Raw genomic sequence first — 15,916 nt, 5'->3', positions numbered from 1 at the left:
TTATAAATATGATGATATTAAAACCTAATTTGTTAAAAGCATGCTTAGTTGGAGGAATAGTATTTTTGTTCTCTTTTCTAATTCGGTTTGCTTCTTTAGGAACAGCAGTCTTTAACAAGAATCTTTACATTTATTTCTTGTACTGCATGCTTTACAGTGTGGTTTTATATATCGTAAATGTCGTTCTTTTTGATTTTTTAGATAGAGTATTCAGAGAAAATCCATATTCAGTAAAGAGAATTTTAATTGGTTTTGCAAGTTCTTTTTTAGTGTCGATGATCGTAATTGGAGTATTGCGTTTGTTTACAAGTGTAATAATCGAGAATAAGACAATTATTGGTTTTTTAGCAAATGAAAAGGCTGAAAATTATATAGAATCTGCAGTAATGACTTTTATTGTTCTACTGTTTTTTCACGGACTTAATTTTTATAAACTCTATCAGGAAAACAAAGTAACACAACAAAAGATTATTGCGGGAACAGCAAATGCCAAATTTGAAAGCTTAAAAAACCAGATCGACCCGCATTTTCTTTTTAACAGCTTAAATGTTCTTAGTTCTTTAATAGAGGAAAATCCAGATAATGCACAGCGTTTTACTACTTCATTATCTAAAATTTATCGATATGTTTTAGAACAGAAAGACAAAGAATTGGTTTCGGTTGAAGACGAGTTGTCGTTTGCAAAAACCTATATGAATCTTCTGAAAATGCGTTTCGAAAATAGTTTGTTTTACGAATTGCCAACAGAAAACATCAATCCAGAAGCCAAAGTGGTGCCGCTTTCTTTACAGCTTTTGCTAGAGAATACTGTAAAGCACAATGTGGTGAGTGAGCAAAAACCGCTTCATATTAGAATTTTTATTGATAAAGATTATCTGGCTATTCAGAATGATCTTCAGAAAAAAGAAGTTTTGCAAGACAGGCAAGGTGTCGGATTGCAGAATATTGTAAACAGATACGGAATTATAACGGATAGAAAAGTGAAGATTGAAGAAGATGGAAAGAATTTCACCGTTAGGATTCCAATTTTAACCAAACAAATTGCAGTTATGGAAATGAGTGCAGAATATACCGACGAAGCAAAAGCTTATTATAGAGCCAAAAAACGTGTAGAAGAACTAAAAGGATTTTACGGAAATATAATTTCGTATTGCTGTGTGATTCCGTTCTTGGTTTTTATCAATCTAAAATTTTCACCAGGATTTCAATGGTTTTGGTTTTCGGCTTTAGGCTGGGGATTTGGAGTTGCCATGCATGCTTTTAAAGTTTTTGGATACAGTTCTGATTGGGAAGAAAGAAAGATTCGAGAGATTTTAGAGAAAGATAACAAGCAAAAAACGTGGAAATAATGGAAAAAGATTTCATAGAAGCAAATCGTTATTATGACGCTCAAAAAAGAGTCAAAGAAATAAGAGGATTTTATGAGCATTTGACCGTGTACGTTTTATGTAATCCAATTGTGATTGTTGTAAATTATATGACTTCTCCAGGATACCTTTGGTGGATTTGGTCTGTAATGGGCTGGGGAATGGCAATAATCTTGCACGGACTGAAAGTTTTTAGTCTTCCGCCTTTTTTTAATAAGAAATGGGAAGAGAAAAAAATTAGAGAAATTCTAGAAAAAGAAAACCAACAACGATTAGAAAGTAATCATGGAAACAAATTTGAATAACGATCGGGAAGAAGCCATCTTGAAAGACTTGGCAACCAAAAAAGTGATCCAGTTAAAATATTTTTACAAACACTTGTTTGTTTATGGCATTGCGATGATCCTTTTTCTTTTAAAAGAATATACGGATCTTCCGTTGCAATTTTTTCCAATTAGATATTTAAATTGGGTTGTTGTAATTATTTGGTCAGCTGTTGTAGTAGGCTCTGCAATTGATTTGTTTGCCTCGTATAAAATTTTCGGGCACGAATGGGAAGAGCGTAAATTGAGAAGTATCTTAGAAAAAAAATATAAAAAGCAAAAATGGGAATAATCATGGAAACGAATTTAAGCGAAGAAGAAAGATATATTCAGGCAAGAAAAAAAGTTGAAAATTTAAAAGGATTTTATGGAAATCTAGTTGCTTATATATTTGTAAACGCAATTTTGATTTTTATAAATCTTTATACATCGCCTCAATATCTATGGTTTTTCTGGCCATTATTATGGTGGGGAGTAGGAGTGGTTTTTCACGGATTAAAAGTCTTTGAAGTTTTTCCAGGAATGGGCAAAGAATGGGAAGAAAGAAAAATCAAAGAGTTTATGGAGAAGGAAAAACAGAATAAAAATAAGTGGAAATAATTAAAATATAGTTATGGGACGTTTTAGAAGAGAAATGTATGAAGATTACGCAAGACAGCATTTTGGAGAGTATGCAGACGATCCAAATTACAATGCTGCTTATAAAAGAGTAAAAAGACTTAAAAGATTTTACTCGCATTTGAAAATTTTCATCATTGTAAATATTATTATCATTGTATCAAGTTTGACTCGAGATAAATCTGCTGGTCTACTGGTAATGGATTTAAGTGGTTTAACAGAATGGCATACTTATTCAACTGCGTTTTTTTGGGGAATTGGTCTATTAGCACACGCATTATCGGTTTTTGGTACCGACTGGTTTTTTGGATCTGATTGGGAGAAAAGAAAAATCCAAAAATACATGGAAAAAGATGCCGCAAATAAAAATAAATGGGAGTAAATTTGAATTAATATTTTTCAATTTTTTACAATATAGTAAATGATCACATTAATTATAGAAGACGAAAAACCAGCGGCGAGGTTGCTGCAAAGAAAACTTGAAAAGCTAGATGTAACCGTAGAAACAATGCTTCACTCTGTTGAGGAATCGGTTCAGTGGTTTGAAAATAATCCGCATCCAGATCTAATTTTTTTGGATATCCAGCTTTCAGACGGTTTATCTTTTGAGATTTTTGAAAAAATAGATATCAAAAGCGCTATCATTTTTACTACAGCTTATGATGAGTACGCTTTAAAAGCTTTTAAATTAAACAGTATAGATTATCTTCTAAAACCAATTGACGAAGATGATCTCGAAACGGCGGTTTCAAAATATAAATCGCGTCTTCCGAAAGCCACGGCAGAATCTTCAAATATGCAGTTAGATTTCGAGCAAATTCGTCAAATGCTCTCAAATCCTTTTGAGAAAACGTATAAAAAGAGATTTACGGTTAAAATAGGACAACATTTAAAAGTAATTACTACAGAAGAAATTGAATGTTTTTTCAGCGAAAATAAAGGAACTTATATTCATACCTACGACAATCGAGATTATTTGATTGATTCGACTTTAGAAATTCTGGAACAGGAATTAGATAAAAAGGATTTCTTTCGCGTAAGCAGAAAATTTATTGTTCCGTTAAAAGCAATCAAAGAAATTCAAGTATATACCAATTCGAGATTGAAAGTTATTCTGCCAACTTATAAAGATGATGAGGTAATTGTAAGCCGAGAAAAAGTGCAGGATTTTAAAGCTTGGTTGGGATAAAAATCCAAATAATAAAAATAGAAATTCATCAGATTTTAATTTTTTCGGATTAAAATCGATATCATAATAAAAAGGCTATCTCAAAAGGATAGCTTTTTTTAAGCTTCAGAGAAGCGAAATATTTATAGCAAAAGATAAACGTGTACAACATAAAGCTCCGGAGGAGCGACATATTTTTGTAAAGTCTAAATATATGTCGCTCCTCCGGAGCTCTTTTTATTTGTCTTAATGTAATTCTATAAATATTTCACCCCGCAGGGGTTTTGCACATAAAATAAATTTTAAAAATAATATTCCTTCCAACAAAAAAGCTGTCCTTGTGAGACAGCTTCTTTTTTATGTTTAAATATATTTCGATTTATTTGCTTAATCGGTGTAAAGTATATGTCATAGCACTCAAAAGGAAAAACGCCATAATTTGGTGAATTAATCCTAAAGCCAAAGGCACACTGTATAATAAAGTGAAAACTCCCAATAAAAACTGAATGAAAACAAAAACAACTAAAGTTTTGATTCCGTTTGATTGAGTATGAGTAAGTGTGTATTTTTTGCTTTTGAAGAAAAGGAAAAGAATAATACCAACGACAACATAAGCAAAAGTTCTGTGTACAAACTGAACACCGCTTTTTCCTTCAATTAAGTTTTTTATTAAAGAAGACTGCTCAATAAAAACCGATTCGTGAATAAATTCTCCGTCGCTCATTAAAGGCCAATGATTGTGAATTAATCCGGCATTTAGTCCAGCAACAAATCCGCCGTAAATAATCTGAATAAGAAGAGCTGCCAAAGCATAGCGCGCAATATTTCTAAGAGGTAAAATCTTGTTGATATTTCTTTCTGGATAAATCAAATCCAGCGCAACCCAAAGTGTATATGCAAATGTGATAAAAGCAAAAGTTAAGTGCAAAGAAAGTCTAAAGTGGCTTACATCGGGATTGTCAATTAATCCGCTCCTTACCATAAACCAACCTAAAAATCCTTGGAAAGCTCCCATTGCCAAAAGAACGATACATTTTTTGATGGTTGGAGTATCTAATTTCTTTTTGGCTAAAAAGTAAACAAACGGTACAAAGAAAACCAAGCCAATAATACGGCCGATAAAACGGTGAAACCATTCCCAGAAATAGATGAATTTATAATCGGCTAACTGAAAATCATTGTGAATATTGATTTTCTGATACTCAGGAAACTTTTTATATTCGTCAAAAGCAGCTTGCCATTTTGCTTCTGTTAAAGGTGGAAAGGTATCGGTTACCAAATGCCAATCGGTCATAGATAAACCTGAATTAGTTAAACGTGTGATTCCGCCCACGACAACCATTAAAAACAATAAAACACAGCCCGATAGTAACCAAATGATTACAGATTTATTCTCTTTTTTCATTTTATTAAATAATACTTATTTCTCAACTTTTTTTAAGCCTAATTTTTCAGCTCGTTTAATCACAAAATCATAAGCAGCTTGATATTCATTCGGAATATCACCTTCTAAAATAGCTTCTTTCACCGCTTCTTTTAAAATTCCGATTTCTCGTGAAGGTTTTAAGTCGAATATTTCCATAATTTCTTCTCCCGTAATTGGTGGTTGAAAATTACGTACATGATCTCGCTCTTCTACTTCAACGATCTTCTTGCGGACAATTTCAAAGTTTTTATGATATTTCTTGAATTTCGATGGGTTTTTGGTTGTGATATCCGCTTCGCACAAAGTCATTAAGTTTTCTACATCTTCGCCAGCATCAAAAACCAAACGGCGAACAGCACTGTCGGTTACAATATCTTGTGCCAAAACAATCGGGCGCGAACTCATAATAACCATTTTCTGAACGAATTTCATTTTATGGTTTAAAGGCATATGTAAACGTTCGAAGATTTTCTTAGCCATTTTTCCGCCTAAGAATTCATGACCGTGAAAAGTCCATCCTTGTTTTTTAGTGAAACGTTTTGTTGGTGCCTTTCCAATATCATGAAGTAGTGCCGACCAGCGAAGCCAAACATCATCTGTGTTTGGGCAAATATTATCGACAACTTCCAACGTATGGTAAAAATTATTTTTATGTGTATGGCCTTCAATTTCTTCTACCTGATTCAACGCTGTTAATTCTGGTAAGATTAGTTCTAAAAGTCCGGTTTTGTATAAAAGTAAAAATCCTGTTGAAGGTTTATCGGTCATGAGAATTTTGTTTAACTCATCAACTATTCTCTCCCCAGAAATTATTTTGATGCGATCAGCATTTTTGGTGATGGCATTTAGTGAATTTTCTTCAATTTCAAAATTCAATTGATTTGCAAAACGAATGGCACGCAACATTCGCAAAGGATCATCAGAATATGTAATATCTGGATCCAAAGGCGTTTTGATCGTTTTGTTTTCTAAATCGGTTAATCCGTCAAACGGATCTAAAAGATCTCCAAAATTATTCTCGTTTAATGATAAAGCCAATGCGTTAATGGTAAAATCACGACGATTTTGGTCGTCTTGCAAAGTTCCATTTTCAACAATTGGATTTCGACTGTCTCGAGTATAAGATTCTTTTCGTGCACCTACAAACTCGATATCGGTATCTTCAAAACGAAGCATGGCAGTTCCGTAAGTTTTAAAAACCTGAACTTTTGGTTTGTTCGGAAGTAACTCTGAAACTTTAAGCGCCAATTCGATGCCGCTTCCAACTGCAACAACATCAATGTCTTTTTTAGAACCTCGGTTTAAAAGCAAATCACGAACAAATCCGCCGATTACATAAGAGTCAACTTTTAATTCCTGAGAAGCTTTCGAAATAATATCGAAGATTTTGTTTTGTAAAGCAGTTTTATAGTTTGTTTGTATCGCCACGAATTCACTAATTATTGAGTAAAAATGCAATTTCAAATTTCTAAGAAATGAAATGCATGCAAATTTACAACATAGAAAATGCCTATTATAATCTAGAGCTCACTTTTTTGAACAATTTCACATTTTGTCGTGCAGAATTTTATTAAAATGAGAATGGTTGCCACGAATTGCACGAATTTCCACGAATTTATTTTTCTGCCACAGATTAAAAGGATTAAAAAAGATTTTTAATTAGTGAAAATTTGTGCAATTCGTGGCAGAAAAAATAGTAATAGATTAAGAAAATCTTTGTAAATCATTTTAATCTGTGGCAAAAAAATATAACAATTTGCGCAAAAGAATAATTCGTGGAAATTCGTGCAATTCATGGCAGAAAAAAATCTATACCCCAATAAAACAAATCAATTGCGATAATCTGTTTTTAGAAATTCAATTTGTATTTTTGAATCATAGAAAAAAGCACACATGAAAATTGTTATATCTCCAGCGAAATCATTGAATTTCGAAAAAGAATTACCAACATCTCAATATACAGAACCTTCATTCTTAAAAGAAGCAAGAGTGGTTCATAAAGTAGTAAAAACAAAAAAGCCTTCTGAATTATCAGAACTAATGTCAATCTCAGACAAATTAGCCGATTTAAATTGGAAACGTAATCAGGATTGGAAAACACCTTTCACTCCAGAAAATGCACGTCCTGCAGTTTATACTTTTGATGGAGATGTTTATACAGGTTTAGACGCTTATACAATTCCCTTAGAAAAATTAGATGTTCTGCAAGATAAATTAAGAATTTTATCTGGACTTTACGGTCTTTTAAAACCGCTTGATTTAATGCAAGCTTACCGTCTAGAAATGGGAACTAAAATGCCCGTTGGCGAATCTAAAAATTTACATGATTTCTGGAAACCAACGGTTACAAAAGCTTTAAACAAAGAATTGAAAAAAGGCGAATTATTTGTGAATTTAGCCAGTAATGAATATTTCTCGGCTGTTGATGTAAAAGCTCTGAAAGTTCCTGTAATTACTCCAGATTTTAAAGATTACAAAGACGGAAAACTAAAAATGATTAGTTTCTTTGCCAAAAAGGCTAGGGGAATGATGGTGCGTTATATTATTGATACTAATGCTGAAACTATAGATGATTTAAAAGGTTTTAATTACGAAGGGTATCAGTTTGACGCAAATCTTTCTAAGGGAAATCATTTAGTTTTTACAAGATAACTTTTTTTAAAGATTCTAAGGTTCTAAGTTGCTAAGATTCTGAGTTTTTACGTCTCTTTAAAATAAATTCTTTGGTAAATAAGAATAAAAAACAACGCCGAATTCAAATAAGAATTCGGCGTTTATGCGTATTATAAATCTATTATCATTAATGCATTGCGTCGGCTGCACTAATTTTGTTCTTCCCTTTTTTAATAAAGAGAATAATCGGTATGCAACATAAAAACATAATTCCTAGATAAAGAAAGATGTCCATATAAGCCATTACAGTACTTTGTTTCATTACTGAATATTCTATGGCTTGATACGCTTTTTTCAAGGCAACATCCGCACTATATCCTTTTGCCATAAATGCGTGCTGCATTCCTGCAATGCGCTGCTGCACGTCAAACTTAGCAGGATCTAGGTTATTAATTAAATCTACTCTATGAGACTGGCTAAAACGAGTGATAAAAGTAGTAATAATTGCAATACCAAAAGATCCGCCTAATTGACGCATCATTCCTGTAAATGCAGCTCCTTCACCAATTTGTTTTCCTTTTAAAGTAGAAAGAGAAAGAGTTGTAATAGGCACGAAAAGTAATCCTAAACCAATTCCTCTTAAAATTAAAGGCCAATACATATGTTCAACTCCTGTATCTGGTGTCATTCGGCTATACATCATAAAGGTAAAGAAGAAGAAAATCAAAAATCCTACTCCAACCATATAACCTTGTGGTACACCTTTCTGAATCATATTTCCAACAAATGGCATCATGAATGCTGTTGTAATAGATCCTGGAATTAATAATAAACCTGCATCAGTTGCAGTCCATCCTAAAATAGATTGCGTATAAATCGGGATAATCAATGTTGAACCGTATAAACCAAAACCAAGAATAAAACACATTATGGTTCCAATTCTTAAGTTTCCATCTTTTAGAACACTTAAGTTCACGATTGGATATTTATAAGTAAGCTCTCTCCATATAAATAAAACCAATCCAAGAACGGTTACAACACTTAAGGTTACGATTAAAGAATCGTTAAACCAATCGTCTTGCTGCCCATGTTCTAGAACGAATTGTAAAGAACCAATAAAGGTACTCAACAAGATTATTCCCCACCAGTCAACCTGATTGGCTTTTAATTTTTCTCCATATTTCGGACTTCTAACGAATGTTAAAGCCAAAATTGTAGCGATAATTCCTAACGGAATATTAATGTAGAAAATATAAGGCCAAGAGTAATTGTCTACTAAATATCCTCCCAAAGGCGGACCTAAAGTTGGACCAACAATTACACCCATTCCGTAAATTGCTTGCGCCATTCCACGTTTTGCTACAGGATAACTTTCTGTAATGATCGTTTGGGCTGTTACTAGAAGTGCTCCACCACCCATACCTTGTACGAATCGGAAGGCTACAAGTTCCCAAATATTTGTGGCGTTACCACACAAAAAAGAACAGACTGTAAATATTATAATGGAAGCCACAAAATAATTACGTCTTCCAAATTGCTGTGATAGCCAGCTCGTCATCGGAATTACAATAACATTCGCAATTGCGTATGCTGTAATTACCCATGCCACATCGGTCAAGGTAGCTCCAAGACTTCCGCGCATGTCTGTCAGCGCTACGTTTACAATCGTTGTATCTACAATTTCCAACAGTGCACAAAGCACTGCTGTAATCGTAATGATAACACGTCTGAAACCGTATTCTACTAAATCGTCGTCTTGTACTGCTGTTGCCATTTATCTTATTTCAAATGTACATCAACGTCAACGTTCATACCTGGTCTTAAAAGTTTTACTTTTTCAGGATCGTTTGATTCGTCTATACTAATTTTTACTGGTAATCTTTGAATTGTTTTTACGAAGTTTCCTGTTGCGTTATCAGGAGGTAATAATGAAAAACGAGATCCTGTAGCAGGAGAAAATGATGTTACAGTTCCTTTGAATTCATAGTTTGGATAAGCATCAACTTTTAAGCTTACTTTTTGTCCCACAACCATTTTGTTTAATTGTGTTTCTTTGAAGTTAGCCACAACCCAAGCTTCGTTATTATTAATAATGTAGAATAAAGATTGTCCTGGCTGCACCAATTGTCCTGGCTGAATATCAACTTTAGAAACCTGACCGTCAATAGCAGCTGTAACTACAGTATAAGAAAGGTTTAAGTGAGCAACATCAAGCATCGTTTTTGCTTTTTTGATATTTGCCGCTGCAACTTCTGTTTGTTTGTCTGAAACTTTAGATTTTGACTGAATAACAGATTTTTGGTAAGAAGTAGCTTTTTGTTGTTGTTCTAAAACTCGTACTTGGTTTTCTGCTTCTTCTTTTGCTGTTAACGCCTGCTCATATTGTTGTTTTGTAATAGTATGAGTTTTGTACAGGTTATTGTAACGGTTATAATCGTTTGTAAGCTGTCTCAATCTAATTTTTGCACTTTCGATAGAACCGCTCGCAGATCTCATTTGAGCATCTGAAACAGAAATACTTGCATAAGCACTTCCAATATCAGCTTTTGCAGCTTCGTATTGACCTTCAGCTCCTAATAATGCAGCATTAGCTTCATCAATCTTTAATTGGTAATCTCTCTTATCGATAGTAAATAAAGTATCTCCTTTTTTTACATAATCATTATCTTTCACATAAACTTTGCTAATATATCCTGAAACTCTTGGGATAATTGGATTCATTTTTTTCTCGATCTGAGCATCGTCTGTTTCTTCGTGAGCTTGACCGTGTAAATATTTTGATATTCCGTAAGTTCCTCCCAATAAAACCATTACGGTTAGTATGATGATGAATTTTTTATTTGTCTTTTTCTTTTCCATGAGAGCTATCGATTATATTTTAGAAAGATTGAATGATTGTGATAATTGTCCTGATACTGAAAGTAATTCGTAATATTTTTGAATAATTGTTGCTTTAGATAAAGCAGTTTGAATTTTGGCGTTTAAATGTTCTACATCCGCTTCTACCAAATCATTAGTGTCAGATAAACCGTTGTCAAATTTATCTTTAACTAATCTGTAATTTTCTGCAGCTTGCTGAAGTGCTTCATCATAAACAACACTTTGGTTGATTGCTAAGTCGTAATCTTCAATAGATTTCTGAACTTCAACCTTAATCTTGTCAGTCATAATAGCTTCAGTGTTTTTTACTTCAAGAGCTCTGCTTTCTGCTTCTTTAACATGCACATTGTTTTTTAGAATTCCAGATAAATCATAAGATAATCCGATTCCGAAATTCATAGCATATTTTACAGTAATAATATCTTTTAGATCTAATGCCGTGTAACCACCAAGCAATGAAATCGCTGGGTAATATCCTGCTTTTGCTATTTTAATATTTGCTTCAGAAGCTTTTCCTTGTAATCTAACTGCTTCCAAATCTTTTCTGTTTTCTAATGCTATAGCATCAGATGTTGGAGCATTGCTTGTTTTTAAATTAAAGAAATCTTCTTCGTTTACCTGAATTTTTACGCTAGGATCTAATTTAAGCAATGTAGTTAGGTAGTAATTGATATTATTAATGTTATTATTGGCTTCATCAATAGATAATTGTGTTTTAGAAACCAACAACTGTGCTTTTAATAAATCATTTCTCGGAATGATTCCGTTTTTCTCCAACTCTGTAAAATCAGTGACACGTTGTTTTGCGCTTTTTTGGTTTTCATTTAAAACATCTAAAGTTTTTTGCGCTTTGTATAATGCCGTATAATAAGTGATTGTTTTTAAAGCAACATCTTCTTTTGTTTTAGCAGCATTTGCACTTTCAGCTTCGTACAAATTGTCGTATGCATCGATGCTGCTTTGAATTTTAAATCCAGCAAAAATCGGTAAACTTAAATTTGCCATTCCTAACATAGCTCTGTCAGGAGAAGCTAGAGAAGCGCTTTCGCCTTGATTTGGCATATCAATCGACGCTTTGGTAAGACGCTGATATTGGCCAGAAATTTTAAGATCTGGGTATTGATTGTTTTTTACGGTTTTTAACTCGTATAGTTTTGTGTTTACCTTAGTATTGGCAAGCGTAACTTCGTTACTCTTTTCCCAAGCCATTTGTACGGCCTCGCCCAAGGTTAAACTTGTTTTTTCTTGTGCTTCTGCTGAAGATATTCCGATGAAGAAAACTCCAAAGAGCATTAATTGACTAATTTTCATAAACAAGTAGCGCTTTTATAGTTTGTTGAATGTGCTTTGTAAGATCGTTTTTAATGTAATTGTTAAACATTTCATCTGTTTTTAAATCCAATAATTCTTCGAAGAAAGAGCGATTCATGTGGAAATGAAAAAAGGTTCCAATAATCGTCGGTGTTATAAGTTGGATATTAATATCTTTTCTAAAAACGCCTTGAGCTTGACCTTGGTTGATAATACTTTCGACAGATTTTAAGTTTCCTTTTTTTAATTCTGTAAAAGCTTGAAGGCTTTTTTCTCTTTTTTTATTGTAAAGTTCAAAATGTAAAACTCTGTAAATCCCCTTGTTAAGACAAATTCTATTAATGTAAATTTCGATTAATTTATTGACTTTTTCAAGCGGTTGTAGATTTTCCTGCAATAAATTTTCAAGTTGTAATTTTAAATCAACCGTTTTGTAGAAAATTAGAGCTTCCAGAAGTCTTTCTTTTGAACCAAAGTAATACGACACCATGGCAATATTAATTTTTGCCTCTTTGGAGATATCCCGTATCGATGTACCCTCAAATCCTTTCTCAGAAAAAAGCTTTTCAGCGACGTTTAGAATCTGAATTTTTTTATCGTTTAATTCGATGTTTGACATGATAGTGTTTCTAATCGGATGCAAAATTAAACAGTTGTTTAATTTAAACGCTTGTTTAATTTTATTTTAACATAATATTAACATAAAACGGTTTCGAGGTCTATGGATTAAAAAGTGCTCCATTGTTGGGATTAATCGACTTTTTTAAGCGTTACATAAAAGTTTAAATCTATTTTTAATTCCTGAAGAGTGTCTTTATTTTCTACTTTTATTGACTGCCAAAATGTCGAAGGATATATAAAATTCTCTCCTGTCCAATTAGTTTTAATTGGCATAGAAAATTCTTCAATACAGTCAATATAACGATAGCTCAATTCTTCATTTTTGTATTTGAATTCTAAAATAGGAACTTTATTTGTCCTTAAATATTGATCAAACAAAAAGGTAAAGCTAATTCCTGATTTTGAATTTAAATATGATTCGATTTCATTACTTGTAACCGTTTTATTATGAAATTCATGAGTGAGATCACGAATTATTTTTCGAAATTTTGAATCATCATTTATTATGTTTTTAATCATGTGCATAACGGCCCAGCCCTTAATATAATTATCATTGCTGCCATCTTCATTTATGCCATATCGGCCAATAATGGGTTTATCATTTTCGATTGTTCTAAATCTTCCGTTCATGAATTCGTTTCCAGCTTGTTTTCCACATATATCTGCTATAACAAGTTCTTCGGCTAAACCAGCGAATCCTTCTTGAATCCATCGATCGGCAATGTCACTTGCAGTAACAGTATTGCCAAACCATTCGTGCGCTATTTCGTGAACAATTATTTTATCTGTTTTTTTGCCCCAGCCAGTATTCGAAATATCGCCTCCTTTTTTATTTGTGCCTTTTTTGTATGAACTGCCATAAGCAATGGCGCTTTGATGTTCCATTCCTATATATGGGGCATCAACCATCTTAAAACCATCTTCATAAAAAGGATAAGGTCCATACCAATGCTCTAAAGATTTTACTGTTAGTTTAACTTCCGGAATCATATGATTTAGTGCTTTTTCCTTATTGTATTCAAGTACCCAAAAATCCATGCTCAAATTTCCTTTTTCGCCTTGAAACGTATCAGAGATATTGATATAATTGCCTATATAAAATGTAATTCCGTAATGATTTATAGGATTCTTAACTTCCCATGTAAAAGTCGAAGTAGTATCTGTATTTGTAATTTTTGATGTCAAACGGCCATTTGAAACAGCTATTAGATTTTTAGGAGCAATAATATTTATTCTTGCACCTTTATCTGGTTCATCATAGAGAGCATTTTTACAAGGAAACCACAAACTTGCACCCTTATATTGGCAAGCCACAGAAATCCACGGACGGTTTAAAGAGTCTTTTGCCCAAACCAAACCACCATCCCAAGGCGGTTTAATGGACTCTGTTGGTTTTCCAGAATAATAAATAGTTAGTTTGTTTTTCTTTGAAAGTAGCTTTTTAGGCAGTTTTATATACCAGATGTTTTCATTTTGAGTATAATCGATCTTTTTTCCTTTCTGAAAAACACTGTCAATTTTTAAAGGAACAACAAGATCAATCTGCATTAAATCAGAATGTTTTTTGTTAACGACAGTATATTCAATTGTATTTTTTCCTGATATCGTTTTGTTATTATAATCAGGTTTTATAGTAAGATCATAATGCTGAATGTCCCACCAGATTCTTTCAGGAGTTATCGAACCATTTAAAGTGTCTTGTTTTGTTGGTATATGCAATGCTCTGTTTTCTTGCGCATATACCATACAAAACATTAAATTTATAATAAGTATGAAGAATACTTTTACAAATGAATATTGCTGCATAACACGGTTTCTAAGATTGAAAATACCGCGTAATTTACATCTATTTATCGAATCTCTCCAACAAACTCAGCAATTTTCCCACTTCCGCTTTCGCTTAAATGTTTGATAAAAGCACTTCCAATAATTGCACCTTTAGCATATTTAGTTGCCTGATTAAAAGTTTCTTTATTCGAAATTCCGAAACCAACAATTTGAGGGTTTTTCAAATTCATGTCCGCAATTCTTTCGAAATAAGTTTCCTGAGTATTTCCAAAAACAGATTGAGATCCTGTGACACTTGCAGAACTTACCATATAGATAAATCCGTTTGAAACGCTATCAATAAAACGAATACGTTCGTCTGAAGTTTGAGGCGTAATTAAGAAGACATTGATCAAACCATATTTTTCAAAAATCGCTTTGTACTCATCTGCATAAACATCAACTGGAAGGTCAGGAATAATTAAACCGTCAATTCCAATTTCGGCACATTTTGCACAAAAAGCTTCAACGCCGTATTGCAACATCGGATTAAAATATCCCATAATAATCAACGGAATTTTTACGCTTTCGCGGATGTTTTTCAGCTGATCGAAAAGGATTTGAGTTGTCATTCCGTTACGAAGCGCCTGCGTAGAACTCGCCTGAATGGTTGGCCCGTCTGCCAAAGGATCACTAAAAGGAAGTCCGATTTCGATTAAATCCACTCCGTTTTTTTCTAAATCCTGAATAATCTGCACGGTATCATTTAAGTTCGGATATCCCGCAGAAAAATAGATCGAAAGTATCTTTTTATCTTCTTGTAATTTTTGAGTTATTCTATTCATTTTTAGTATATTTTTCTCCTACAAGGTTTTCAAAACCTGTTAGGTATGTTAAGTTTTGTTTGACCAATTCCGATAGCTATCGGGATTATTGATTACTTGAAATTATTTCACGCAGATTTATATTGATTTAAGCTGATCTACGAAGATTTTTTTAAATATTTTTAATAAAAATCTGTATTAATCTGCTAGATCTGCGAGAAAAAATCTTTGCTAATCTTTGAAATCTGTGGCATTATATTTTAAAATTTTATGATTTGGCTTTCCCAATCATCACCTTTTTTTTCAACCAATAATAATCCAGAATCAGAATCATTCATTTGCGCAATTAATTCGCCTTTATTATTCCAAAAAGCGCTTTGTCCAGCCGAAGGCGACCCCCAAGATTCTCCGCTGAAATTCGACATTAAAACATTCATTTTATGTTTTTCAGCATAATTTTGTAAATCTCTATAAGCATTTGGAATCCCGTTTGGCGAAAAGAAAATGCTTGCTACATAAATATCGGTATCGTTTTTGGCCGCATTTTCAGGATGCAAAGGATTGTCAATATCAGCGCAAATTGCAAAAGAAATGTTTTGATCTTCTATAGTTAACATCGGATTAAAATCGAATGTCGAATCGAAGAATTCATCTTCGCCTTCATGCAAAAACTGTTTGGTATAAATTGAAACCGAATCGTCTGGAGCTATAATAAATTCGCCAATATATAATTTCGAATCTATCTTAATTGGTGCTCCAGCTATAATAACAATGTTATTTCTAACCGATAATTCTTTTAAATGATCAATTCTATAATCGTCTTCTGTAAAGATCAATGCTTCTGCATTTTCTCTTTCGTAGCCTGTAATTGATAATTCTGGAAACGCAATTAAATTAGCGCCGTTTTCGGCAGCCAATTCAATAAGCTGATAATGATTCAGTAAATTAGCAGATATATCTCCTCGTTTTGGTTTTGTTTGCGCTGCCGCTAAAATCAT

Annotated in this window: 16 protein-coding genes; 7 read left to right on the top strand and 9 right to left on the bottom strand. The window is 33.0% G+C overall.

Annotated features, from left to right (window positions below; genetic code table 11):
* Positions 1-11 precede the first annotated feature (11 nt).
* Genes JC605_RS13285 through JC605_RS13260 form a run of 6 tightly spaced genes read left to right on the top strand, consistent with a single transcriptional unit; the run spans position 12 to position 3,497 of the window.
* Complete coding sequence (locus JC605_RS13285; protein WP_198856712.1) at positions 12-1,349, top strand: 2TM domain-containing protein; 1,338 nt, start codon at positions 12-14, stop codon at positions 1,347-1,349.
* Positions 1,349-1,672: a 2TM domain-containing protein gene (locus JC605_RS13280; RefSeq protein WP_198856656.1), complete on the top strand. Its 324-nt coding sequence runs from the start codon at positions 1,349-1,351 to the stop codon at positions 1,670-1,672. Before JC605_RS13285 ends, JC605_RS13280 begins: the two co-directional genes overlap by 1 nt.
* A complete protein-coding gene (locus JC605_RS13275) occupies positions 1,653-1,982 on the top strand; it encodes a 2TM domain-containing protein (protein WP_198856655.1) in 330 nt (109 codons plus the stop codon). Before JC605_RS13280 ends, JC605_RS13275 begins: the two co-directional genes overlap by 20 nt.
* A 2-nt stretch (positions 1,983-1,984) precedes the next feature.
* On the top strand, positions 1,985-2,290 hold the full coding sequence (locus JC605_RS13270) for a 2TM domain-containing protein (RefSeq protein WP_233074104.1): 306 nt from the start codon (positions 1,985-1,987) through the stop codon (positions 2,288-2,290).
* A gap of 13 nt (positions 2,291-2,303) precedes the next feature.
* Positions 2,304-2,690 (top strand): 2TM domain-containing protein, encoded by a 387-nt coding sequence (locus JC605_RS13265; protein WP_198856653.1) that lies wholly within the window; start codon positions 2,304-2,306, stop codon positions 2,688-2,690.
* A 39-nt stretch (positions 2,691-2,729) separates the two neighbouring features.
* Positions 2,730-3,497, top strand: a complete 768-nt coding sequence (locus tag JC605_RS13260; protein ID WP_198856652.1) for a LytTR family DNA-binding domain-containing protein — start codon at positions 2,730-2,732, stop codon at positions 3,495-3,497.
* A 358-nt stretch (positions 3,498-3,855) separates the two neighbouring features.
* On the opposite strand, the gene JC605_RS13255 is transcribed toward JC605_RS13260, so the two are convergent.
* A complete protein-coding gene (locus JC605_RS13255; protein ID WP_198856651.1) occupies positions 3,856-4,881 on the bottom strand; it encodes a COX15/CtaA family protein in 1,026 nt (341 codons plus the stop codon).
* A 15-nt stretch (positions 4,882-4,896) separates the two neighbouring features.
* Positions 4,897-6,330 carry an HD domain-containing protein gene (locus tag JC605_RS13250; RefSeq protein ID WP_198856650.1) on the bottom strand — a complete coding sequence of 478 codons (1,434 nt, stop codon included), beginning with the start codon at positions 6,328-6,330 and terminating at the stop codon, positions 4,897-4,899.
* Positions 6,331-6,795: 465 nt separating this feature from the next.
* Between JC605_RS13250 and yaaA the strand changes: the two genes are divergently transcribed.
* A complete protein-coding gene (gene yaaA / locus JC605_RS13245; RefSeq protein ID WP_198856649.1) occupies positions 6,796-7,554 on the top strand; it encodes a peroxide stress protein YaaA in 759 nt (252 codons plus the stop codon).
* A gap of 148 nt (positions 7,555-7,702) precedes the next feature.
* On the opposite strand, the gene JC605_RS13240 is transcribed toward yaaA, so the two are convergent.
* The 7 genes from JC605_RS13240 to JC605_RS13210 all read right to left on the bottom strand — a co-directional run bounded on the left by JC605_RS13240 (position 7,703) and on the right by JC605_RS13210 (position 15,916).
* Positions 7,703-9,289 carry an MDR family MFS transporter gene (locus JC605_RS13240; protein ID WP_198856648.1) on the bottom strand — a complete coding sequence of 529 codons (1,587 nt, stop codon included), beginning with the start codon at positions 9,287-9,289 and terminating at the stop codon, positions 7,703-7,705.
* 5 nt (positions 9,290-9,294) lie between these two features.
* On the bottom strand, positions 9,295-10,374 hold the full coding sequence (locus JC605_RS13235) for an HlyD family secretion protein (protein ID WP_198856647.1): 1,080 nt from the start codon (positions 10,372-10,374) through the stop codon (positions 9,295-9,297).
* A gap of 12 nt (positions 10,375-10,386) precedes the next feature.
* On the bottom strand, positions 10,387-11,706 hold the full coding sequence (locus JC605_RS13230; protein ID WP_198856646.1) for a TolC family protein: 1,320 nt from the start codon (positions 11,704-11,706) through the stop codon (positions 10,387-10,389).
* Positions 11,696-12,325, bottom strand: coding sequence for a TetR/AcrR family transcriptional regulator (locus JC605_RS13225; RefSeq protein WP_198856645.1), 630 nt, complete (start codon positions 12,323-12,325; stop codon positions 11,696-11,698). Before JC605_RS13225 ends, JC605_RS13230 begins: the two co-directional genes overlap by 11 nt.
* A 131-nt stretch (positions 12,326-12,456) precedes the next feature.
* A complete protein-coding gene (locus JC605_RS13220) occupies positions 12,457-14,133 on the bottom strand; it encodes a M1 family metallopeptidase (protein ID WP_198856644.1) in 1,677 nt (558 codons plus the stop codon).
* A gap of 44 nt (positions 14,134-14,177) precedes the next feature.
* A complete protein-coding gene (trpA, locus tag JC605_RS13215; protein WP_198856643.1) occupies positions 14,178-14,939 on the bottom strand; it encodes a tryptophan synthase subunit alpha in 762 nt (253 codons plus the stop codon).
* 239 nt (positions 14,940-15,178) lie between these two features.
* Complete coding sequence (locus tag JC605_RS13210) at positions 15,179-15,916, bottom strand: carbon-nitrogen hydrolase family protein (protein ID WP_198856642.1); 738 nt, start codon at positions 15,914-15,916, stop codon at positions 15,179-15,181.

This window comes from Flavobacterium sp. IB48, from assembly GCF_016405855.1.
Classification (GTDB): Bacteria; Bacteroidota; Bacteroidia; order Flavobacteriales; family Flavobacteriaceae; genus Flavobacterium; species Flavobacterium ginsengisoli.
This window is presented reverse-complemented; position numbering and strand designations above follow the sequence as displayed.